19 protein-coding genes and 1 tRNA gene are annotated in these 22,635 nt (G+C 52.8%); 15 read left to right on the top strand and 5 right to left on the bottom strand.

Features of this window, described 5'->3' with window-relative positions:
• Positions 1–71: 71 nt before the first annotated feature.
• Positions 72–728 (top strand): glycerol-3-phosphate 1-O-acyltransferase PlsY, encoded by a 657-nt coding sequence (plsY, locus tag BLR44_RS08605; protein WP_089681752.1) that lies wholly within the window; start codon positions 72–74, stop codon positions 726–728.
• Positions 729–758: 30 nt separating this feature from the next.
• Here the strand turns inward: plsY and BLR44_RS08600 are convergent, their stop codons facing one another.
• From BLR44_RS08600 to BLR44_RS08580, 5 genes are all read right to left on the bottom strand, one after another.
• Positions 759–1,607, bottom strand: coding sequence for a rhomboid family intramembrane serine protease (locus BLR44_RS08600; RefSeq protein ID WP_089681300.1), 849 nt, complete (start codon positions 1,605–1,607; stop codon positions 759–761).
• Between the two features lie 249 nt (positions 1,608–1,856).
• A tRNA-Ala gene (locus BLR44_RS08595) sits at positions 1,857–1,930 on the bottom strand.
• A gap of 60 nt (positions 1,931–1,990) precedes the next feature.
• On the bottom strand, positions 1,991–2,374 hold the full coding sequence (locus tag BLR44_RS08590) for a C40 family peptidase (RefSeq protein WP_262482276.1): 384 nt from the start codon (positions 2,372–2,374) through the stop codon (positions 1,991–1,993).
• Positions 2,375–2,669: 295 nt separating this feature from the next.
• Positions 2,670–3,845, bottom strand: coding sequence for an N-acetyl-alpha-D-glucosaminyl L-malate synthase BshA (bshA, locus tag BLR44_RS08585; protein ID WP_089681298.1), 1,176 nt, complete (start codon positions 3,843–3,845; stop codon positions 2,670–2,672).
• A 78-nt stretch (positions 3,846–3,923) separates the two neighbouring features.
• Positions 3,924–6,911, bottom strand: a complete 2,988-nt coding sequence (locus tag BLR44_RS08580) for a serine hydrolase domain-containing protein (RefSeq protein ID WP_089681297.1) — start codon at positions 6,909–6,911, stop codon at positions 3,924–3,926.
• Positions 6,912–6,973: 62 nt separating this feature from the next.
• On the opposite strand from BLR44_RS08580, the gene BLR44_RS08575 reads away from it, so the two are divergent.
• The 14 genes from BLR44_RS08575 to BLR44_RS08510 all read left to right on the top strand — a co-directional run bounded on the left by BLR44_RS08575 (position 6,974) and on the right by BLR44_RS08510 (position 22,378).
• Positions 6,974–7,339, top strand: coding sequence for a hypothetical protein (locus BLR44_RS08575; protein WP_089681296.1), 366 nt, complete (start codon positions 6,974–6,976; stop codon positions 7,337–7,339).
• Positions 7,336–9,189: a DNA mismatch repair endonuclease MutL gene (gene mutL, locus BLR44_RS08570; protein ID WP_089681295.1), complete on the top strand. Its 1,854-nt coding sequence runs from the start codon at positions 7,336–7,338 to the stop codon at positions 9,187–9,189. Before BLR44_RS08575 ends, mutL begins: the two co-directional genes overlap by 4 nt.
• A gap of 99 nt (positions 9,190–9,288) precedes the next feature.
• Complete coding sequence (locus tag BLR44_RS08565; protein WP_089681294.1) at positions 9,289–10,098, top strand: rhomboid family intramembrane serine protease; 810 nt, start codon at positions 9,289–9,291, stop codon at positions 10,096–10,098.
• 61 nt (positions 10,099–10,159) lie between these two features.
• A complete protein-coding gene (locus BLR44_RS08560) occupies positions 10,160–11,068 on the top strand; it encodes a rhomboid family intramembrane serine protease (RefSeq protein ID WP_089681293.1) in 909 nt (302 codons plus the stop codon).
• 78 nt (positions 11,069–11,146) lie between these two features.
• Positions 11,147–11,929 carry an enoyl-CoA hydratase/isomerase family protein gene (locus BLR44_RS08555; protein WP_089681292.1) on the top strand — a complete coding sequence of 261 codons (783 nt, stop codon included), beginning with the start codon at positions 11,147–11,149 and terminating at the stop codon, positions 11,927–11,929.
• Between the two features lie 157 nt (positions 11,930–12,086).
• A complete protein-coding gene (locus BLR44_RS08550) occupies positions 12,087–13,604 on the top strand; it encodes an oligosaccharide flippase family protein (RefSeq protein WP_089681291.1) in 1,518 nt (505 codons plus the stop codon).
• Between the two features lie 33 nt (positions 13,605–13,637).
• Positions 13,638–14,072, top strand: a complete 435-nt coding sequence (gene dut / locus BLR44_RS08545) for a dUTP diphosphatase (RefSeq protein WP_089681290.1) — start codon at positions 13,638–13,640, stop codon at positions 14,070–14,072.
• Positions 14,073–14,199: 127 nt separating this feature from the next.
• Positions 14,200–15,213 (top strand): sugar nucleotidyltransferase, encoded by a 1,014-nt coding sequence (locus BLR44_RS08540; protein ID WP_089681289.1) that lies wholly within the window; start codon positions 14,200–14,202, stop codon positions 15,211–15,213.
• A 64-nt stretch (positions 15,214–15,277) separates the two neighbouring features.
• On the top strand, positions 15,278–17,017 hold the full coding sequence (locus BLR44_RS08535) for a tetratricopeptide repeat protein (protein WP_089681288.1): 1,740 nt from the start codon (positions 15,278–15,280) through the stop codon (positions 17,015–17,017).
• 16 nt (positions 17,018–17,033) lie between these two features.
• The gene (locus tag BLR44_RS08530; RefSeq protein WP_218127041.1) at positions 17,034–17,780 is read left to right on the top strand and encodes a lipoprotein insertase outer membrane protein LolB1; all 747 of its coding nucleotides are present in this window, start codon (positions 17,034–17,036) and stop codon (positions 17,778–17,780) included.
• A gap of 88 nt (positions 17,781–17,868) precedes the next feature.
• Entirely contained in the window at positions 17,869–19,047 is a 1,179-nt protein-coding gene (locus BLR44_RS08525) for a murein hydrolase activator EnvC family protein (RefSeq protein WP_176955950.1), read from the top strand.
• A 161-nt stretch (positions 19,048–19,208) separates the two neighbouring features.
• Positions 19,209–19,469, top strand: coding sequence for a Sec-independent protein translocase subunit TatA/TatB (locus BLR44_RS08520; protein ID WP_089681285.1), 261 nt, complete (start codon positions 19,209–19,211; stop codon positions 19,467–19,469).
• A 15-nt stretch (positions 19,470–19,484) separates the two neighbouring features.
• The gene (gene gatA, locus BLR44_RS08515; protein WP_089681284.1) at positions 19,485–20,918 is read left to right on the top strand and encodes an Asp-tRNA(Asn)/Glu-tRNA(Gln) amidotransferase subunit GatA; all 1,434 of its coding nucleotides are present in this window, start codon (positions 19,485–19,487) and stop codon (positions 20,916–20,918) included.
• Positions 20,915–22,378 carry a lytic transglycosylase domain-containing protein gene (locus tag BLR44_RS08510; RefSeq protein ID WP_089681283.1) on the top strand — a complete coding sequence of 488 codons (1,464 nt, stop codon included), beginning with the start codon at positions 20,915–20,917 and terminating at the stop codon, positions 22,376–22,378. The genes gatA and BLR44_RS08510 overlap by 4 nt, the downstream gene beginning before the upstream one ends.
• The last annotated feature ends 257 nt before the right edge of the window (positions 22,379–22,635 follow it).

Here is a 22,635-nt window from a genome sequence, read left to right as displayed (position 1 = left end):
CACAGTTGTACATTGATAGTGAATTATTTATAAATTTGCTATTAGGCCCTTTACCAAAAAATCATTTGGATTTGCTTTCTATCCTCTTCATCGTACTTGGCGCCATCGCTGCCTATCTCATTGGTTCATTCCCTACCGCCGTGTGGTTGGGTGAAGGTTACTACGGTATTGATGTACGCCATTACGGAAGTGGTAATGCGGGCGCAACCAATACCTTTCGGGTACTGGGCAAAAAGGCCGGCACTATCGTTATGCTACTGGACATCACCAAGGGGTTCACGGCAGCCCAGCTGGCATCTATTTTGGCGCTGATGGGTTGGGTGAATGCCGACTTCCTGACGTTCTATAAGCTCATCTTCGGCATCTTGGCTATTGTGGGGCACATATTCCCCATCTATACCAACTTCAAAGGCGGCAAGGGTGTAGCAACGCTGTTGGGCATGGCGCTGGCCATTGAGCCGGAAGTGGCGTTGGTGTGCATCGGAATCTTCTTTGTGGTATTGTTGGCCTCGCGCTACGTTTCTTTGGGTTCGATGATTGCCGCCCTGGCCTTTCCGTTGCTTTTACTCCTGCCGCGTTTCAGTCCTGATACCCCCTTGCTGATTATTTTTGGGTTCGCACTGTTTGCGGTGGTTGTGCTGACGCATCAGAAAAACATTCGCCGCCTGATTCACGGGGAGGAGAACAAAACCTATCTTCTCCGCAACCGCCGTAATCGAGATCATTAAGCTTCCGTTTTTTCGTGGGCAGTTCGTGATTTACTCTCCTCTTTTCGCATAGGCTTCCAGCTTTTGCCGTTCCGTGGCGCTCAGACTTTCTATACCATTGTGGCTGATTTTATCCAGCAGCAAATCCAGTTCGTGCTGGTGCTGCAGCTTGGCTTCATTGAACCGACGATCGACGGTAGTATCGGCACGCTGTTCAGCTTTCGCGAAAGGGCGTTCGATTAGCAACAGATGCGGTTTTGCGATGATCAGGCCCAGAAATGCTACAGTTGGTAATGCAATGACGAGTAGGGTGAGATAGTTGGCCTTCAGCGCTGAAGGATGCAGTAAAACTGCCAGCACCATTCCTACCAAAGCGCCGCCCAGATGGGCGTCGTGCCCAATGTTATCGCGATTCGCTTTGATGCCAAAAATGCAGTAAGCCACATAGCCCGTTCCAAATAACCAACTGGGCATTTGGAATGGTAAGCCGAAAAAACCGATTTCCATTCCCGGAAATAGGGCGATGGAGGCAAAAACTACCCCGCACACCGCACCCGAAGCGCCAATGGCACTGTAGTCTCCGTGCTGTCGGTGCAAGTACAGAGAAAGAAGATTACCTCCTAGTAGACCAGCTACGTAGATCAGTAGGAATGCTCGCCATCCTAAGTCGTACTCCATTAACCCGCTGAACGCGTGTAGACTGAGCATATTGAAAATGAGGTGCATCCATCCGCCGTGTAAAAAGCCCGAAGAAAGGAGCCGTCCGTACTCTTTGTGGAGGAGAATACTATCTACTTCAAACTTATAGCGTTCGAAGAACTGCGGATCAGAAAACCCTTTGTACGAACAGGCAAAATTTAACAGAATTAAGCCCAGGCCGATGGCGCCAATGTCTCGCATAGTGTTTTACGTATACCGCGAGGTATGCGTGTTGAAGTGAACTACCGCAGCTGAAAAGTCGCTGCCAAAAGTGGTACAGCGTGCTAGCGATTTTTCAGCAAAATAGGGTTAATGTTGTTATTTTCAAAGGGGGGAAGTCTCGGAAAATCCAGAGACGGTTACCTGTACGGTAAGGCACAATGGCGTGCAGACGGGAAAGGCCAAACAAAAAAGCCGTTACGATGCTTCGTAACGGCTTCAGAATCAGGGTGGAGAATGCCGGATTCGAACCGGCGACCTCTTGCATGCCATGCAAGCGCTCTAGCCAACTGAGCTAATCCCCCGAGAGCGGACGCAAATATAGGGAAATCGGTGGTCAGGCTGCAACAGCTAAGCTGCTTTTCTTAATCGTACCGAGGGCGAATGGCCTTCACAAACGCTCGTTTGTAATAGTCGGAAAACAGATTGTCTTCCATAACGCCCAAACTCGACGTGGCGTGGATGAACTGGATGCGCCCCTTGGATACTTCTGTGACCAAACCGACATGGTTGATGCCTTTGCGGCTTTTAGACGTACTGAAAAACAACAAGTCGCCCGGTCGGACCGCTTCTACTTTGACGGCAGGGCCAATTGTCGCCTGATCGCGCGATACGCGGGGGATGGTCATGTTAATGCTCTGAAAACTTGTACACAACAGTCCCGAACAGTCCATGCCTTTGCGAGTTGTGCCCCCGTACTTGTACGGAGTGCCGGTGTATGTCCGGGCGGTCTCAATTACTTTGACCACACTTGGCGAGGCAGAGGCGTTCGATGAAGCAGCGGTAGGGGCGGCGGTTCGAGTCGGCGCAGCTTTGGTGCGAGTCGGTGCTTTGCGAGCCGTGGTATGGGTACGGTGTGCGGTACGTTTATGCTTTTTGCGATGACTGGCACACGACGAGAGCGCAAAGGCCAGCGCTAAAAAAATGCAGCAAATGCGGATGAATGTCTTCAAAAGTCGGTCAGAGTGTTTAAGATGAAACGTTGGCTGACTTCTTTTCGTCTAAATCTGTGCCAAAAGCGGCATCGGCAAGTGTGTACTGATGCTAGAACGCAGGCTGACCTTGCTTCCGGCTTTCCGTGGGGGGAACGGCCCCCCCATGCGAATTGACGACCTTTTTGTAATAGTTCTCATACAAAGGCAGAATCTGCGTGATGTCGAACTGCTTGGCGCGTGCCAGGGCATTCTTCTTGAACTCAGGCAGTTGATCGTCTTGCAGGATGAACAAGGCATGCTTGACCATATCTTCCACGTCACCGACAGGGCTCAAAAAACCAGATTTGCCGTCTTCCACCAGTTCAGGTAACCCACCGGTGCGCGCCGCGATCACGGGTACCTCACAGGCCATCGCTTCCAGTGCTGCTAGTCCAAAGCTCTCTTTTTCGGAAGGCATCAGGAACAGGTCACATACGGAGAGCACTTCTTCAACGGCTTCCTGCTTGCCGAGGAAGCGGACATCATCGCACGTATTCAACTGCCGGCAGAGGTCTTCAATGCGGTTGCGCTCCGGCCCGTCCCCCACCAGCAACAGACGTGCGGGCATCTTCTGGCGCACCTTATCGAAGATGCGGACGACGTCGTCGACACGCTTCACCTTCCGGAAGTTCGAGGTATGTACCAGCAGCTTTTCGTTGTTCGGGCAAATGGCCTTTTTGAAATGGTCCTTCTTCTGCTTTTTGAACCGTTCCAGATCGATGAAATTGGGAATGACCTCAATGTCACGATGAACGCTGAAGTGGCGGTACGTATCTTTTTTCAGGTCATCGGAAACGGCCGTCACGCCATTGGACTGGTTGATGCTGAACGTAACCACCGGTTCGTAGGAGGCGTCTTTCCCCACCAGTGTAATGTCGGTTCCGTGCAGGGTGGTGATGAACGGAATGTCGATGCCGTGCGTCCGCAGAATCTGCTGGGCCATGTACGCTGCCGAAGCGTGCGGAATGGCATAATGCACATGGAGCAGATCCAGTTTCTCGTACATCACCACGTTGACCATTTTACTGGCCAGTGCCAATTCGTAAGGAGGGTATTGAAACAGCGGATAGGCGCGGAGATCTACTTCGTGGTAATATAAATTTTCGTTGAAAAAGTCGAGCCGGATGGGCTGCGTATAAGTGATGAAGTGGATTTGGTGTCCTTCTTTGGCGAGTGCTTTACCGAGCTCGGTGGCCACTACGCCGCTCCCTCCGAAAGTAGGGTAGCAAACGATGCCGATTTTCATGGCGTGATGTATTGAGTGTAGCATGAGCCAACCCACCGTGAGCTGAGCCGATGCTATGATAAACCAAAGTTACTCAACCTAACGCGACATGTGTGAAGTATGTTTGAATTCGTTGATCTTATCCTGGAGAAACGATTCGTAAATGGTATCCTGAATGGAAGTGCGCAGTCCGCTCCGGATTAGCTTCACGTTGCTGGCGTCAGGGTAAACGCGGTTGGAAAGAAAAACATAGACCAGATCGTAATAAGGATCTACCCACACGCAGGTACCCGTAAAGCCGGAGTGTCCGTACGTATCGGCCGAGGCATAGAGCGACGTGGGGCCGTTGGGCTCGAGTGTGGGTTTATCCCAGCCCAGACCCCGGCGGTTTTCTTTAAAGTAACGCCGCGAAAAGCCTGGCAGGGTTTCCGGTTGCAAATAGCGAATGCCGCCATATTCACCGTTTTGTAGGTTCATCTGCATCAGAATGGCCAGATCGTTGGCCGTTCCAAACAGGCCGGCATGTCCCGCTACGCCCCCCAACATGGCTGCTCCCTGGTCGTGCACGTTACCGCGGATTTGTGTCTTCCGGAAGTAGGTATCGCGTTCGGTAGGAGCAATGCGCGACTCTTCGAATTTCTCTTTGGGTTTGTAGGTAAGCGTAGGCAGCCCCATCGGGCGGTAGAAGTAAGAGTTGACGAATTCGTCGAGTTTCATGCCCGAGACCTTCTCCACAATGCGTTTCATGATGTAGAAACCCAGATCACTGTATTTGTAATCGTATTTCTTGGTTCTACGATTTTTGGGCAAAAGGCCCGATTCTATGGTCCAGGCCCAGAGCGAATCTTCCATGCTGCTGATGGCGTACAGACCCGGGACCACTTCCAGCGGATGGGCGGCATCGGGCGTGCGGCTGTAAAACTTCGCACTCTCCGAGGGTGAATCCAGCGTACGCTTGTAGAACGGAATGAACGGAACCAAACCTGCCTGGTGCGCCAGAATATCGGCAATCACCATGTCCTTCTTGTTCGACTCCTTCAGTTCAGGAAGGTAATCGGAGGCCTTACGGTTTACCTCAATCAGTCCCTGTTCGGCCAGGAACATTACGGCCTGAAGCGTAGCCGAAACTTTGGTGACCGACGCAATGTCGTAAAGCGTCTGATTGGTGGTAGGAGTCGGATCGTCATAGCGGAGGCGGCCGTATGCCCGCTGCCAAACCACTTGCCCTTCTTTCACGACCATCACCTGACAACCAGGCGTGGCCCGGTCGGCGATGGACTCATCGACCAGCGTATCAATGCGGCGGAGAATGTCCGAGCGCATGCCCACTTCTTCCGGGAAGCTGTATTGCAGTCGTCCGGCTTTGGCCGTCAGAAACCCGACGCCGTTGCTCAGCCGCGGCGATACTGTCACGGGCAACTTGCCTGACCCTTCAATTGCACCAAACAAGAGCTGCGGAGCTACGTGCTGAGCCACAGGATTATCTTCGTAAGCACATACTACCTGCTCGAAGTCTTCTACCTGGGCCAGGCTATAAGGGCTGTCAAATACGACAACTACGACACGGACTGCGCTTTTGTGCAGCTTCTTCAGAAAGGCCTGCGCATCTTTGCTCAACAGTGCTTTGGCTGCGCGTGGCGTGGCCGCGCTTTCTCCGGTGGGGTTGTGGATACTGACGATGACGGTCCCGAACGGCGCGAGTGCTTCGAGCACGTTACCATAGTTGCGCGCCGCATCGTTGACCTGAAAATGGCGGAAGGGGGCGTAATTGCCCAGCATCTGCTGAAACTGATTGCCGGCAGAAGGGTCGGTTGCAGAGGCATTAACCGCCACGGAAGCGAACGAAACTGTATCAAGCACCATGAAGGGCAGCACATTGTCTTCGTTGCGGACCACCGTAAGGGCCTGCTTAAAAATACGGTTTTGCAGTATGTCGATTTTCGGCGAGTACAGGTCTTCTTTCAGGTGGGCGACTTCGACCGGACGATACTGGTCGAGTCCGGCTTCGTACTTGGCCGTTAAAATTTTTCGGACACGGCGGTCCAGTTCTTCCTGGCTCAGTTTTTTCCGTTTCAGTGCTTTTTCAATCGCGTCGACGGCAACGGACAGGTCTTCCGGGAACAGCAGCACATCGTTGCCCGCCTGCAACGCCATCACTTCAATCTCGCCGGGTTTATAAAGTTGTTGTAGGTTGCGGGCATTGAGCGCATCCGTAAAAATCAGTCCCTCGAATTTCAGCGAACGTTGCAGCAGATTCGAAACAATTTTTTCGGAAAGTGACGCCGGGAGGTTTTCGCGGTTATCATAAGCAGGAACCTGCAAATGACTGACCATGACTCCTGCCAGGCTATCCTGAATCAGGGCCTGAAACGGCGGCAAGTCAATCTGCTCGATCTGTCCCTGATGATGGGTCAGTTGGACCAGCCCCTGTGGCGAGTTCCGGTCCGCGTCGCCATAACCTGGAAAGTGGCGTGCTACGGCCAGCACGCCGTTGTGCTGAAGGCCCTCCATCAGGGCGCGACCTTTCTGGACAACGTTTTCCGGGTCTTCGCCGAACGAACGTCCATCGATGCCCGGTTCGCGCCGGTTGCCGTTGACGTCGAGGATGGGCGAAAACGCAAGGTGAACACCCAGGCGACGCGACTGGCGGGCGATTTCGGCACCCAGGTCATAGACCGTCTCGGCCGACGCCAGGGCGCCGAGCGTGAGGGGTTGCGGAAAGAGCGTCGTGCTATCCAGACTGCTGCCTAAGCCGCGCGTGGCGTCCAGGCCCACCAGCAGCGGGACCGGCACATGGGCCTGTAGGTTATTGGTCAGGACTGCTTGTTGCAGCGGATTTCCTTGCAGGAAAACAACGCCGCCTACATTATACTCGCGGATTTGGGTTTCCAGCGCCAGGGTATATTGTTCGTCGCGATCTGAGCGGGCCGCGATCATAAAAAGTTGACCAATTCGCTGGCGTGGGGTAAGTTGAGCAAAAACTGAATCGACCCACGCCTTTGATTGTCGCCGAACCGATTTCTGACCAAAAGCAGAGGACGTGGCCAGGAAGATGAGTAGAGGCAACAGACAAACTTTTTTATGCATGGGCTTGTTGGCTTTATACCAGTTCTTACGTGTTTTTTTATACTCTAAACTACTAAGCGCAGATGGGTTTGATTTCGTTCACCAAGACCTCTAGACATAAGCGTTTCAACTATGAACCGCGCTACTACGACCCTGTGGCTGAAGAACTTAAACAACGGACGGAAGCCATAAAACAGGAAATAGAGGCAGCACGCGCCTATTCGAAAGGTACAGGAAATTTTAGTTCCGCAGCAAGAATCTCCCGTGGTTTTGCGCGCGCCAAGTCACAACGTAAGAAAACCTCCTTTTTGCAAATTTTCCTGATCGTAGTCCTGGGCACATTCTGCGTCGCCTATTTAAAATACGGCAATATGGCGCTTCTTATTTTAGTTTTCGCGGTTCCGGTTTACTTTTTCGCCCGCAAGTTTAACGTGTTTGAATCCGAGTGAGCGACTTAATTCACCTGTTGCCCGACTCACTGGCCAACCAGATTGCAGCCGGGGAGGTGGTGCAACGACCCGCTTCGGTCGTCAAAGAATTGCTGGAAAATGCGATTGACGCCGGAGCGCGACATATTCAATTGATTGTCAAAGATGCAGGCCGTACGTTGATCCGCGTGGTGGACGACGGGATCGGCATGTCCGAGACCGACGCACGCATGTGTGTGGAGCGGCACGCCACGTCGAAAATCCGTTCGACCGATGATCTTTTCTCCATCCGTACGCTGGGCTTCCGTGGGGAAGCCATGGCGTCTATTGCCGCGGTAGCGCAGGTCGAACTGCTGACGCGTCGCCCGTCGGACGAACTGGGCACGCGCCTGCGGGTGGAAGGGTCGGCGGTAAAAGCGCAGGAGCCGGAAGCCTGTCCAGCAGGCACTTCAGTAGCCGTCAAGAATCTGTTCTATAATGTCCCGGCCCGGCGCAAGTTCCTGAAATCGAACTCCGTGGAGATGCGCCACATCCTCGACGAGTTTATACGTGTGGCCCTGGCCCGACCCGAACTGGGATTTTCGCTACACCAGAACGATCTGGAGGTATACAACCTTTTCCCTGGAAAGCTGAGCCAACGGATTGTGGCCCTGTTTGGCGGTAATTACCGTGAGCAGCTCGCGCCTTGCCAGGAAGAGACGCCTCTGGTGAAGATCAGTGGCTACATCGGAAAGCCGGAGCAGGCCCGTCGTACGCGGGGAGAGCAATTCTTTTTCGTGAACCAGCGCTACGTACGACATCCGTATCTGCATCATGCCGTGATGGAAGCCTACGAAGAGCTGCTGCCAGACGATACCTACCCGTTCTATGTGCTGTTTCTGGACATGGACCCCACGCACGTAGACATCAACGTACACCCGACCAAAACCGAAATTAAGTTCGACGACGAGCGTACGTTGTATGCCATCCTGCAGGCGACCGTACGGCGCGCGCTGGGGGCGTATAACATTACACCTTCGCTCGATTTTGATCAGGACGTCAATTTTGGTGCCTTTTTCAAAGCGGCGACGCCGACTTCGTTTTCGTCCTCGCCGCGCGAATCCTCGCGCGAACCTTCTGACTCGCGGAACGACTGGCGTCCTTCGCCGCGCGAGGCCTCTAACCTGAAACACTGGGAGAAGCTGTATGAGTCGCGTGAAGATCCGGACGACGCCCCGGAACAACTCGTTACGCCTACTGCGATCAAAGCCACCAGTGCCGCCAACCAGCCTGTGAAACACACGGGCGATTACCATGCGGGTGTCGATCAGAAGACGTTCCAGTTGCACCACAGCTACATCGTGGCGCAGGTAAAGTCGGGTCTGATGCTGATCGACCAACAGGCCGCGCACGAGCGCATTTTGTACGAACGCTACCTGAGTTCTTTGCGCAAAAAAGAAGTAGTGACCCAACAACTGCTCTTTCCTCAGACTGTATCGTTACCCGCCGGCGATGTGGCACTTCTATCAGAGATGAAAGAAGAACTGGCCGCTCTGGGCTTTGATTTCGATATGCTGGGACGCGACAGCGTGGTGGTGCGTGGCGTACCGGCCGATGTCCCGGCCAGCCAGCAGCAGCATCTGCTCGAAGAGTTCCTGGAGCAGTTCAAGCAACAAACGGCCGGTCTGAAACTGTCGCGTCACGAGCAACTGGCCCGGGCCTTGGCACGACGGGCCGCCCGGAAGCGGGGCACCCCCCTTAGCGAACTGGAAATGCGCACCCTGATTGATCAGCTTTTTGCCTGCGAAGTGCCGGGCTATGCCCCCGACGGCTCGCTGACGCTCACGCTGTTCAATCTGGATAAACTGATCGAGCTGTTTCGCCCCTCCTGACAACCGCTCATCCTGATTTGAAACGTAACCTTGTGGTGGCTTTGTGTAGTTTTACACAGGTCGCCTCGGGGGCGATCTGTTATTTAGTAAAGCATTTACATGGGATTTCAACTCACGCCCGTTGTCAAAAATCTGCTGCTGATCAACGTAGTGTTGTTCGGGTTCGATTACCTGCTGGGAGACTCTTGGCTGACGCGGGGGATTTTAGCCAACATACTGGGGTTGCGTTACCTACTGGCCGATACCTTTCATATCTATCAGTTCGTGACGTACATGTTTGTCCATGCGGACTTCAGTCACCTGTTTTTCAACATGTTCGGCCTGTTGATCTTTGGTCCCATGCTGGAGCGGTTTTGGGGCGCGAAGCGCTTTCTGATTTTTTACATGGTCACCGGCATCGGGGCGGGGCTTCTGTACTCTGGCGTTAACTTTTATGAGACCTATCGGTTCGAACAGCAGGCCATTGAATACAGCCGAAATCCTAACCCTACTGATTTCCGTATCATTCTGCAGAACAATCGGGATCTTTTCCGAGGGGTTGCGTTAGAAGCCACCGATCAGTACGAAGCGCATGCCGACAACGTGCCGTTGCGTCAGCAAACCGTAAGGCTGGTGATGGAAGCTTTGGCGCGGAAGGAAAACACACCTATGATTGGAGCCTCCGGTGCCATTTTTGGAATCCTGATTGCCTTCGGATTGTTGTTTCCTAACACGCAATTGTTCCTGCTGTTTCCGCCCATTCCCATTAAGGCCAAGTATATTGTGCTGTTTTATGGAGTAACGGCGCTTTTCGGGGCCATTCAGAATGTTCCTGGCGACAATGTGGCCCATTACGCCCACTTAGGAGGCATGCTGTTCGGATGGATTATGGTATCCTTCTGGAAGCAAGATCGCGATCGATTTTACTAACGGATCGGTGCGTGTCGTCTTACGCCTGTATCGTTTATCTTTGTAGTGTTACTTAAGTCGGATGAATACGATTTTTGATGATTTTAAGAATGCTTTCCGCCGAGGCGACAATGGGGTGGTTCAACTGATTCTGATCAACCTGATTGTCTACTTAGTGATCAATTTTCTGCTGGTCATTTCGGCCATCAGCAACAACGGAAATGCGCTCTCACAATTTTTACTAATGAATCTGGCGCTGCCGGCGCCGGTGCTGTCGTTTTTGGTTAAACCCTGGACGCTGATCACCTACTTTTTTACGCACGAGGGATTCTGGCATATTCTCTGGAACATGCTCTTCCTCTACTGGTTTGGCAATCTGGTGAAGGAGTACCTGGGCAACCGGCGCTTTGTCAACGTCTACATTCTGGGCGGCATCAGTGGGGGCGTATTGTACCTATTGATGTACAACCTGGTGCCCTATTTTGTCAATAACCAACCTTATTTGGGACTGATCGGGGCTTCTGGGGCGGTGTATGCCGTGGTGGTAGCGGCCGCGACGCTGATTCCTAATTACACGTTTAATCTGCTGTTGATCGGGCCCGTCCGCATTGTCTACATCGCGGCCTTCTACGTGGTGGCTTCCTTTTTCGGCCTGGCCGGGGGCAACGCCGGCGGTAACCTGGCGCACCTGGGTGGCGCCGTCATCGGCTTCTTGTTCATTCGCCAGTTGCATCGGGGCACCGACCTGGGACGCCCCATTACGTACCTGGCCGATAAGTTCAACGGCTTGTTTCAGCGCAAACCCAAGCTGCGGGTGACGCACAATGGCAAACCGACCACGCGTACGCGTCGTGCCACTGGCACTTCAGGCAAGCCCGACCAGCAGGAAATCGACGCAATCCTGGACAAAATTTCGCACTCCGGCTACGAAAGCCTGACCAAGGAGGAAAAGCAGAAGCTTTTCAGTGCGAGTCAAAATCAGCGCGAATAGGCTCCCGCCAGCGGCCTGAAGTTGGGCGATTATTTTCGCTACATTTGCGCCGTCAAACATGGAATTTCGAATATAAATATGTTGACTTTCAAGAATTTGCTCTTCGAGCAAACCGATGATATTGCGTTCATTACCCTGAATCGCCCGGATAAACTCAATGCGCTGAACGTCGCTACCATTCAGGAACTGAACGAAGCGTTTATGGAGGTGATCAGCGCTTCTAACATTCGGGGCGTTATCCTCAGCGGGGCAGGAGACAAGGCGTTTGCGGCTGGCGCCGACATTGAAGAAGTAGCGAAGCTGAACGAAGTGAACGGACGCAAGTTTGCCGAAAACGGGCAGGAAGTGTTTGCGATGATCGAAAGCTGTAACAAACCGGTGCTGGCCGCCATCAATGGTTATGCGCTGGGCGGTGGCTGCGAACTGGCCCTGTCCTGTCACATGCGCATTGCCACGGCGTCGTCGCGCTTCGGTCTCCCCGAAGTGAAGCTGGGGATTATTCCGGGATACGGCGGAACGCAACGGCTAACGCAGATCGTCGGGAAAACCAAGGCGTACGAAATGCTGCTGACCGGCGACGACATTCCGGCGACCGAAGCCAAGCAACTGGGACTGGTGAACTACGTGGTAGAAGACGGCGACGAATTGAAAAAGAAAAGCCGGGAGTTGATGTACCGCATTTTGAGTCGAGCGCCGCTGGCCATTGCCCACATCATCGATTGCGTCAACGCGTATTACAACGGAAGCAATGGGTATCAGACCGAAGCCAATAGCTTTGCCAACTGTTGTAAGTCGGATGATTTCCGGGAAGGAACCGCCGCATTTCTGGAAAAAAGAAAGCCGCAGTTCAAAGGCAATTGATCCAACAATTTTTTCTCTGGAATCAGACATTTTATACGCGAATCCTACCTAACGTACTGAGCGCGAATAGCCTTCAGCGCCTTTTTTGTTTGAACGGTTCTCTGCGAAACCGGAACTTTACGCCTTTCAATCCATTAATGCGACAAGCTAGCCCTGCATGAGCGTCCTCAAAAAGCTGGCCGGCGAAACGGTGTTGTATGGCCTGAGCAGCATTGTGGGCCGGGCCATCAATTTCTTGCTGGTTCCGCTGTATACAAAACTGTTTGCGGCCGGAGAATACGGGGTAGTCGGAGAGCTGTACGCCTACGTAGGCGCTCTGAACGTGATCTTCACGTACGGGATGGAAACCTCGTACTTCCGGTTTGCGACCCGAGAAGGTATCGATCGCCGCGAAGCCTACAGCAACGCCATGAGCGCCGTGCTAACCACTACGCTTGTGTTGACGGGAGTGCTGGTGGCTTCGGCCGGGTCCATCGCCGATCTGCTCGAATACCCCGGGAAATCGATGTACATCGTCTGGCTGGCGCTGACCGTGGGCATCGACGCCGTCGTCGCCATTCCATTTGCGCGCCTGCGCCTGGAAGGTAAAGCTCTAAAGTTTGCCTTGGCACGGCTGATCAACATCGGCGCGAACATCGGCCTCAACCTGTTCTTCTTGTTTTTCTGCCGGTGGGTGTACGAAGGCACGTTTCTTCCTTCGTTAAAACCCCTGATCGGCTGGTTCTACAACCCTGAGCTGGGCGTGGGGTACGTCTTTCTGTCGAATCTGCTAGCCAACGCCCTTTTCCTGATTCTGCTCCGCAAAGAGCTTTTCGACTTTCGCTGGCAACTGCGCTGGCCACAATTGCGGCCCATGTTGTTATATGCGTATCCGCTGCTGTTCATGGGGCTGGCCGGCGTAATCAACGAGACGCTGGACCGGCCGATGCTGAAATATTGGTTGCCGGAAGGCTTTTATCCGAACCGGTCCAACCAGCAGATCATGGGTATCTACTCAGCGTGTTACAAACTCGCCGTCATCATCAACCTGGGGATTCAGGCCTTTCGTTACGCCAGCGAGCCGTTCTTTTTTAGCCGGGCTTCCGACAAGCAGTCGCCGGTGCTGTTTGCCCGCGTAATGCACTGGTTCATCATCGCCTGTGTGTTCCTTTTTGTGGGCATCAGCCTCAATTTGGAGTGGATCGGTCGGCTGGTGTTGGGACGTCCTGAGTACTACGAAGGGCTAGGCGTCGTCCCGATTCTGCTGATGGCGTACGTGTGGGTGGGGATTTACTTCAACTTATCGGTCTGGTACAAACTTACCGACCGGACGGTCTGGGGAATGGTGTTCAGCCTCGGCGGGGCCCTAGTGACCATTGTGCTGAATATCGTACTGATTCCGGTGCTGGGGTATTACGGCAGTGCGTGGGCTACGCTGATCTGCTACGTCTCGATGGGCGTCGGCAGTTACCTGATAGGGCAGCGGTACTTTCCAGTGCCGTACCGAACGTGGACCGACCTGGGCTACCTGCTGTTGGGGATAGGCGTAGTGCTAATTGCGCAGTGGGTCGAGCCCACGAACCTCTGGATGAAGTACAGTTTCCGGCTGGGACTGCTGCTGGCATTTGCCGCCGTAGTGTTTATCTTTGAACGGCACCACCTTCGCGCCCTGCGTGCACCGGTGCAGAAATCGTAGCCGAACCAATTACCTTTCTCCCTACTCGTTCGCATGCAAGTTAAAGTCATCAATACTTCGCCCCACGCGTTGCCTTCCTACCAGACAGAACACGCGGCCGGGATGGACCTGCGGGCGTTTCTGACCGAACCGGTCCGGGTGCCTACCCTCGGGCGGGTGCTGATTCCTACGGGGTTGTACCTCGAAATTCCTCCGGGTTACGAAGCGCAGGTGCGCCCGCGCAGCGGTCTGGCCATCCGGCAGGGGCTAACGGTGTTGAACAGCCCCGGCACCATCGATGCCGACTACCGGGGCGAAGTGAAGGTGGCGTTGGTCAACCTGTCCGATCAGGAAGTAACCATTGCAGACGGGGACCGGATCGCCCAGATTGTTTTTGCCCGGTACGAGCAGGCGCAATGGCAGGAAGTTGAGCAACTCTCTGACACCGTGAGAGGTACGGGCGGCTTTGGAAGTACGGGCCATCAGTAAAACTGCCGCATGTAAGAATTGCCGGGCAATTGCAAGCCCGCGGCTCACCGCCGGGGCAACTGCCTGACTACAAAAAGGTTACCTTTGTGTAATCTGCAACCAGCTTGACGTTCACCCATCAACCTATATGAAAATTATTGTTCCCATGGCGGGTATGGGAAAACGGATGCGCCCGCACACGCTCACCGTTCCTAAACCCCTGATTCCAATTGCCGGCAAGCCCATCGTGTATCGCCTGGTCGAAGACATTGCCAAAGTTTGTCCGGAACCGATCGAAGAAGTCGCGTTTGTGGTAGGGAGTTTCGGGAAAGAAGTAGAAGACCGACTCATCGACGTCGCCGCATCGGTAGGCGCGAAGGGCAGCATCTATTACCAGAACGAGCCCCTGGGAACCGCCCACGCCGTTTTATGTGCCGAAGAAGCCCTGAGCGGCAAAGTGATTGTAGCCTTTGCCGACACCCTCTTCCGGGCTGATTTTACGCTGGATACGGGCGAGGAGGGCATTATCTGGGTACAGCAGGTGCCCGACCCGAGCGCTTTTGGCGTGGTGACAGTCAACGACCAGCAGATCATTACCGGCTTTGTCGAAAAACCCAAGCAGCATATTTCCGACCTGGCTATCATCGGAATTTATTATTTTAAAGATGGCGACAACCTGCGGAATGAGTTGCAGTACCTCGTGGATCACGACGTTCGGCGGGGAACCGAATACCAGCTCACCGACGCCCTCGAGAACATGAAAAATAAAGGGGTGGCGTTTAAAACGGGGCAGGTGACCGAGTGGCTCGACTGTGGAAACAAAAACGCCACCGTGGCTACGAACCGGCGTTACCTGGACTACCTACAGCATCAGGATTTGGTCGACAGCAGCGCCGTGGTCGAAAACAGCGTCATTGTACCACCGGTCTATGTGGGCGCTGGCGCCGTGCTACGCAATTCGGTGATCGGCCCGCACGTTTCAGTAGGGAAGGGCACGCGCATCAGCCAGTCGGTGGTGGTCAATTCCATCATTCAGGAGAACAGTTTGCTGCGCAGCGTAAACCTCTCGAACTCGATGATAGGCAACTTTGTTGAATTCCAGGGCAACTCTTCCGATCTCAGCATTGGTGACTACGCGCTGTTGCGCGGATCGACCGATTAAATCTTTGTTCTTTCCCCGCGTTGTTGTTGCGAAGCAGCGCGGTGCTATTCCATCCAGCAAGCTTATGGCACGTACGAAGGCACTTCTCCTTAGTTCTTTGCTGACGATCCTGTCGATCGTGGTCACCCCGGTGTATGCCCAGAAAAATCGACAGAAAAAGTCAGGAGAAACTTCTGTTGCCTATGATCAGCGTGATTCGGAAGAGTACTTCATGGAAGGCATGAAGCAGTACATGCTGGGGACCTACGACCGGGCGCTCTCTTTTTTCGAAAAAGCTTTGAAACTCACGCCCGACAACGCTGCGATTCACTACATGATCGGCGAAACCAAGGCCCGTCAGGGCGCTTTCGACGAAGCTATTCTGAGTGCGGCCAAGGCCCTGGAGCTTGACGAAGAGAATGCTTACTATTACGTGTTGCTCGCGCAGTTGTACGAGAAAAACGAAATGGTGCCCGAAGCTCTGAAGGTATACCAGCGCCTGACCAAGAAGTTTCCGGAAGAGGGGGAGTATTATTTTCCGCTGGCGGCCGGTTACCTGTTTCAGGGGAAGTACGACGAAGCGCTGAAGGCCTACGAGAAGATCCAGAAGATTTACGGCATCAACGAGGAAATCATCCGGCAAAAGCAGCAGATTTACTTGCGGCAAAACAAGCTGGATGAGGCCATCGCCGAGAGCAGAAAGCTCATTGAAGCGTTTCCCGACGAACCTACTTACGTAGTGAGTTTGGCCGAGATGTTGGTCGCGAACGACAAATACCAGGAAGCTGCCGATCTGCTGGAGAAGCTCACGACGCAATCGAGCGAAAGCCCACCGCGTGTGCGCTTGATTCTGGCGGAAATCTACAAGTCGGAAGGAAACAACAAGGCGTATCTAGAGCAGATAAAAGAAGGGTTTTCCGATCCGGACCTGGACATTGATTATAAAATTCGGGTGTTGGTCGGGTATCTGGACAAGCTGGAAAGCGACCAGGATAAAGAAGAAGCACTGACGTTAGGAAAGGTTACGGTTGAGACGCACCCGGACGATCCCAAATCGTACGCCATGTACGGCGATTTGCTTTCGTTGTCGGGCAACTTCCGGGAAGCGCGCGACAACTATGTGCTTTCGACCAAGCTGGACAATACCAAATACAACGTCTGGGAGCAGATCATCCGACTAGATCACGAAAAGCTGCACGAATTCGACAGCCTCGCGGCCCACGCCGATGCCGCGCTGGAGTTGTTCCCGAACCAGGCGATCTTCTGGTTTTACTCCGGATTAGGAAACTACCTGAGTCAGAATGTGCGGAAAGCCCGTGCTTCGCTGGAACAGAGCAAAAAGCTGGTGGCCGGAGATAGCCCCATTCGCGTTCCGGTGCATCAGTTGCTGGGGGATATTTACCAGGAGATGGAAGAGTTCGACAAGTCCGCTCAGGAATACGAAGCCGTGCTGGCGGTCGATCCGAACAACGCCACCGTACTGAACAACTACAGTTATTACCTTTCGCTTCGTAAAGAAAAGCTCGACAAAGCGCGGAGCATGGGCAAGAAACTGGTAGAGGAACATCCCAACGATGCCACTTACCTGGATACCTACGGCTGGGTTCTGTACGTATCCGGTGACTATAAAAACGCCCGCACCTACCTGGAAAAAGCTGCCAAAAACACCAACAGTGGTATCATTGTCGAACACTACGGCGACGTACTTTTTAAAACGGGGGAGACGCAGGAAGCCGTTACCCAGTGGAAACGCGCGAAAAAGCTAGGTGGCGAGCTTACCGAACAAATTGACCGAAAAATTGCTGATGGTAAACTGTACGAGTAAACTCCTCTGGAGCTGCTTGATCGGAATAGTGTTATTGACAGGTTGCAAAAAACGTCCGACCGTTACGGACGTTTCGGCATTGGATACCACGTCCATAGGCTTGCCGCTGGCGCCCGCGTTGGAGTTCACCTACCTGACGTCACGTGCAAAGATCGCTTATCATGGCGAAGACCAGAACCTGAACGCATCGGCTACCATTCATTTGCGCAAGGACAGCACCATCTGGGTGTCGATCAGCCCCGGCCTGGGGATCGAAGTGTTGCGTTGTCTGATTACGCGCGATTCGGTTCTGGCCATCGACCGTTATAACCGAAAAAATTACCGTTACGACTATCCGGCCCTGAGCCGCAAATTGCATTTTGACATCAACTATACGGTGCTGCAAGCGGCACTTCTAGGCAACCTGCCTTATCCGACCCTGACGCCGGCCAAGCTGAAGCAACAGGAAAACGGGTACGTGCTGGAGCAGAAGACCAGCCAGTTGATGCTGGAAAACTTTATCGAGGGCACTACCGGGGCGCTGACACGCGTGGTTGCTGAGGAGATGGGTACGCGCAACCTGCTGGAGCTGAAATACGAGGAGTACGGCAATGTAGGGCAAAGCATCTTCCCGTTTGTGAATACGGTACTGCTCACCTCGTTTACCAATGCCGAAACGAAGAAAACTGAAGTGGCGGTGCGGCATCAGAAAGTAGACGTAACGGAAACCAATCCAGGATTTACGTTCGAGATGCCCAGCCATTATCAGTTGGAAGTAGAGTAGGATTTTTGTGGCCCCAAGTCGGCGAATTTCATTTGTTTTGCGGTCAATGACCTTATGCAAGCGTATCGTGTGGGTGCTGCTGCTAAGCATGATGAGCTTAGGTGGCATTGGTACCGCTTTCGCGCAAAAATCGCAGGAGCAACTCGAAAAGGAACGGACAGAAAACCAGCGGCGGATTACCGAAGCGGCCAAAACGCTGGAGAAGACGCTCTCGGACCGCAAAGCGACCTTAGGGGAGCTGAGTGCTTTGCAACAGCAGGCCGAAGCCCGACAAAACATCATCGATGCGCTGTCGCGGGAACTGGCACGACTGGACAGCAATCTCTCTGACCTAGCTCGCCTGAGTTCCTCTCTGGAGCGCGATTTAAGTAACCTGAAGGAAGAGTACGGGGAAATGCTGTACGCCACCTCCAAAACGCGCAGCTACGACCGACTTCTCTTTCTATTTTCCTCCGCTACCTTCGACCAATTTTTGCGCCGTCTGAAGTACCTGCAGCAATACGCCGAAATGCGCAGCGAGCAGGCCCGGCAGATTGTCTCCGTGCAAAAGAATTTGGAAGATCAGCAAACAAAATTGAACGCCACACGCAAAGAGAAAGAAGTCCTGTTGACCGAGCAGATCGCAGAACGGGCCAAACTCCTGGCTTTGCAATCGGATCAGAAACGGTTGGTGAGCCGCCTCAACTCGCGCGCAAGTGACCTAAGGAAAGAGCTGGACGACCGGAAAAAAGCCGATCAACGCTTGGAAAAGCTCATTGCGGATTTAATTCGGCGCGAGATGCGCAAAACTTCGAAGTCTTCGTCGTCGGGTTCCGGTCGCATGGCCCTGACGCCCGAAACAGCCATGATCTCTTCGTCGTTCGCCGCCAACAAATCGCGTCTGATCTGGCCGGTACAGGTAGGGTTTATTTCCACCGGATTCGGAACGCACCCACACCCCGTTCTGAAAAATGTGACGATAGACAACCCTGGCGTAGACATTCAAACCAACGAAGGTGAAAAAGTGCGGGTCGTATTTGACGGGGAAGTGGGATTTGTGGCAAACATCCCGGGTAAAAAGGGGCGCATTGTTTCGGTGTTGCATGGCGAGTACATTACCGTGTATGCCGGGCTACGCGAGGTCAACGTAACGACGGGCGCCAAAGTGAAGGCGAAAGATGTAATCGGCGAAGTGTATACCGACAAAGATGGAATTGCTCAGTTGCAGTTCCAGATCTGGAAAAATAACGAGCGGCTTGATCCGCAGGCGTGGTTGTTTCGTAAGTAATTTACCGACCGGGCAACTTTTTTGAGCAGTTTGGTTTTATTAAACCAGCATTAAAGTTCGAAAGAAGGCGGTATATAAAAACGTTTTGCCTTGACGTTATGCAGGAAAGCTAGTTATCTTTCCTTATCTTTAATTTTCGTTGCATTTACTTTCATACGCATATGTTTACAAACAACGTTCTTGCTTTTTTGGGTGGATTAGGGGGCTGGGAAGTCCTGTTGATCCTGGTTGTGGTACTGGTGCTGTTCGGTGCAAAGCGCATTCCGGAGCTGGCCCGTGGGCTGGGGCAAGGTATTCGTGAGTTCAAGAATGCCACCAACGACATTAAGAATGAGATCGAAGGAAGCGTTCGGGAAGAGCCTGCCCCTAAGCGTCCTGTCTACAAAGAAGAGTCGACTTCTGAGCGTCCCACTGTTAAATAAAGTTATTTATTATCAGTGACGCAGTCCATTCGCCAGATTCAGGCAGCTCTTTACGAAGGTAAATCAGACTGTCTGAGTCTGGTTGAGACTTGTATTAATAACATACAAGCTAATAGTAAACTAGGAGCGTTTTTAGAGGTCTACGAAGACGAAGCGCGCACCCGCGCGCGCGAGATCGATCAAAAAATCGCTTCGGGCACGGCCGGAAAGCTAGCCGGAGTAGTTGTAGGCATCAAAGATGTGCTGTGCTACCGCAATCATCACCTCCAGGCCGCTAGCCGCATTCTTGACGGCTTTGTTTCCCAGTTCACCGCCACAGCAGTTCAACGCTTACTCGACGAAGATGCGATCATCATCGGTCGTCAGAATTGCGATGAGTTTGCGATGGGCTCCTCGTCCGAAAATTCAGCTTTTGGTCCCGTCTTGAATGGCGCCGATCTTAGTCGTGTCCCTGGCGGCTCGTCGGGTGGCTCGGCGGTAGCCGTTCAAATGGATATGTGCCATGTATCCTTAGGCACCGACACGGGTGGCTCGGTTAGGCAGCCTGGCGCCTTTTGTGGTGTAATCGGCATGAAACCTACGTATTCAAGGATTTCGCGCTGGGGGTTAGCCTCTTATGCTTCTTCGTTCGATAGTATCGGGATTTTGTCGAAACATCTGGACGATGTGGCCACAGTGTTGCAAGTGATTGCCGGGCCCGACGAGTACGACAGTACGGCCTCGCAGCATGCAGTAGAGCCCTATGTTGATTACCTGGAACATCCCCTAAAGCCCTGCAAAGTAGCGGTCCTGCGAGAAGGGTTAGAGCATCCATCCGTGGCTCCGGAAATACGTCAGGCCTTGCGCCAACAGATTGATTTTCTGGAAAATGCGGGCCATTCTGTGGAAATCATCGACTTTCCTTTGCTAGAGTACATATTGCCTACGTACTACATCTTGACTACTGCCGAGGCAAGTGCTAATTTAGCTAGGTATGACGGGGTTAGGTATGGCTACCGTAGTCCGGATAGCGATACGCTGGCAGCCCTTTACAAAAAATCGAGATCGCAAGGTTTTGGTGAAGAAGTACAGCGACGTATTCTGTTGGGAACCTTTGTACTCAGTGCAGGGTATTACGACGCTTATTACACCAAAGCACAGCGGGTTCGGCGGCTGATTAAAGAAGCCACCGAACAGATGTTGACAGACCACGATTTTATGTTGTTGCCGACTACGCCCACTACAGCGTTTCGTTTAAACGAAAACACCGACGATCCCCTGGCGATGTATCTGGCCGACCTGTTTACAGTACAAGCGTCGGTCGCAGGTTTACCTGCCATTTCGTTGCCTTGCGGAACAGACCAAGAAGGTCTACCGATTGGTATCCAATTGATGGCCAATCGATTCAAAGAAGGAGAGTTACTGGCATTTTCGAACTATCTGCTTAATAAGAAACTGACTGTCGCATGAAGAAATTTTTTGCTTCCCGCATCGTGATTTGTGGGGTATTGATGGGGGGATTGGGAATTTGTTCATCAGCTTCGGCCCAGTTCATAGGGCCGGTCTTGGAAGAAGAGACTGTGGTAGTCGAAATTGACTCAGTTTATTACGATCCTATCGAAGCAGTTGCCAATCAAGAAGTTCAGCTTTCGCCCTTTGAAAAGGGGTATATTCCGGTAGAAGATGACGAAGTAATTGCTGATCGCCTTTCTTGCCTTGAAAGCGAAATTGAACTCACTTTTAATTCTACCATCCGGGGGTTCATTGACTACTTTACGATCCGAAATCGGGAGTACACCAAGCTGATGCTGGAGCGTCGCGACGTATACTTTCCCATTTTCGAAGAGGCGCTTGCCAAAAACAATATGCCCGACGAGATCAAGTATCTTTCGATCGTAGAGTCGGGTTTGAATCCCTTAGCGCGGTCGCGCGTAGGGGCCGTAGGTTTGTGGCAATTTATGCCTTATACGGGCCGTACGATGAGCCTGAAGCAAGACGGGTTTGTAGATGAGCGGTGCGACCCCTATAAGTCAACGGAGGCCGCCTGCCAGTACCTTAAAACGCTTTACAACATGTTTGGCGACTGGCACTTAGCGTTGGCGTCCTACAACTGTGGGCCTGGTAACGTTCGCCGCGCCATTCGGCGCTCGGGCCATAAGCAGACGTTCTGGGGCATCTATCCGTATCTGCCTCGTGAGACACGTTCGTATGTGCCGCAATTGATCGCGGTGGTTTACGCCATGAATTATGCGGCTGAGCACAACATTTTCCCGGATATGGATTCGATGTTGGTGTCAATCGAACATGATACAATCATGATCAGCGATTACCAAGTGAATCTGAAGTTGCTGGCTGATCACTTAGGTGTTGAGCACGAAGCGCTCAAGCAGCTTAACCCGGAAGTGCGGCATGAGATCATCCCCAAACATTATAAAAACTATCCTTTGCGTGTTCCCATGGTGGCCAGCGACTCATTTCGTGTTAATCGTTTGGCCATTCTTGACTCAATCGCACGCACGCCCGGCAACGAAGTGAAGGTAGCTTTAGTAAGCCATACTTCCTCGGGCCAAGATCGGGTCATTCACCGGGTGCGCCGTGGCGACGTACTGGGCAAAATTGCCAACCATTATGGCGTTCGCGTAAGTGATTTGCGCCGCTGGAACAATCTGCGCGGTAACACCATTTATGTCGGACAGCGTCTTACCATTTATCAGCGTAGCCGCGGTGGCTCGTCGGTCCAGTTGGTTTCGCAGCCAGCTCAGCCCAAGACCACGACCGATACCAATGGCCGCAGTGTGCACTTGGTCCAACCGGGCGATAGCCTCTGGCTCATCTCCAAGCAATACAAACTCTCGGTAGAGCAACTGAAGAAGCTGAACAACTTGCGGAGCAACAGCATTAAACCGGGCCAGAAGCTTATTGTAAGCTAGGTTCATCTCACAACGTTATTAGTAAAAGCTACCTGATGTAAATCAGGTAGCTTTTTTTATGACTTGCGCCTTTCGTGTCCATCACCGTTTACAAAACGAAGGCGGTACGCACAAAGCAAATCTAAAACAGAGAGATAGGGCTTTGCCGAATACGGTTCAAACGGTTCTGACTATTCGGATATATCCTTAACTAGCTTTTCAAGCGTCCTATGTGCAAAAAAATCAAGAAGATTATCTGGCACGGCGACCGGTTTAAT

The organism is Catalinimonas alkaloidigena, assembly GCF_900100765.1.
GTDB lineage: Bacteria > Bacteroidota > Bacteroidia > Cytophagales > Flexibacteraceae > Mooreia > Mooreia alkaloidigena.
This window is presented reverse-complemented; position numbering and strand designations above follow the sequence as displayed.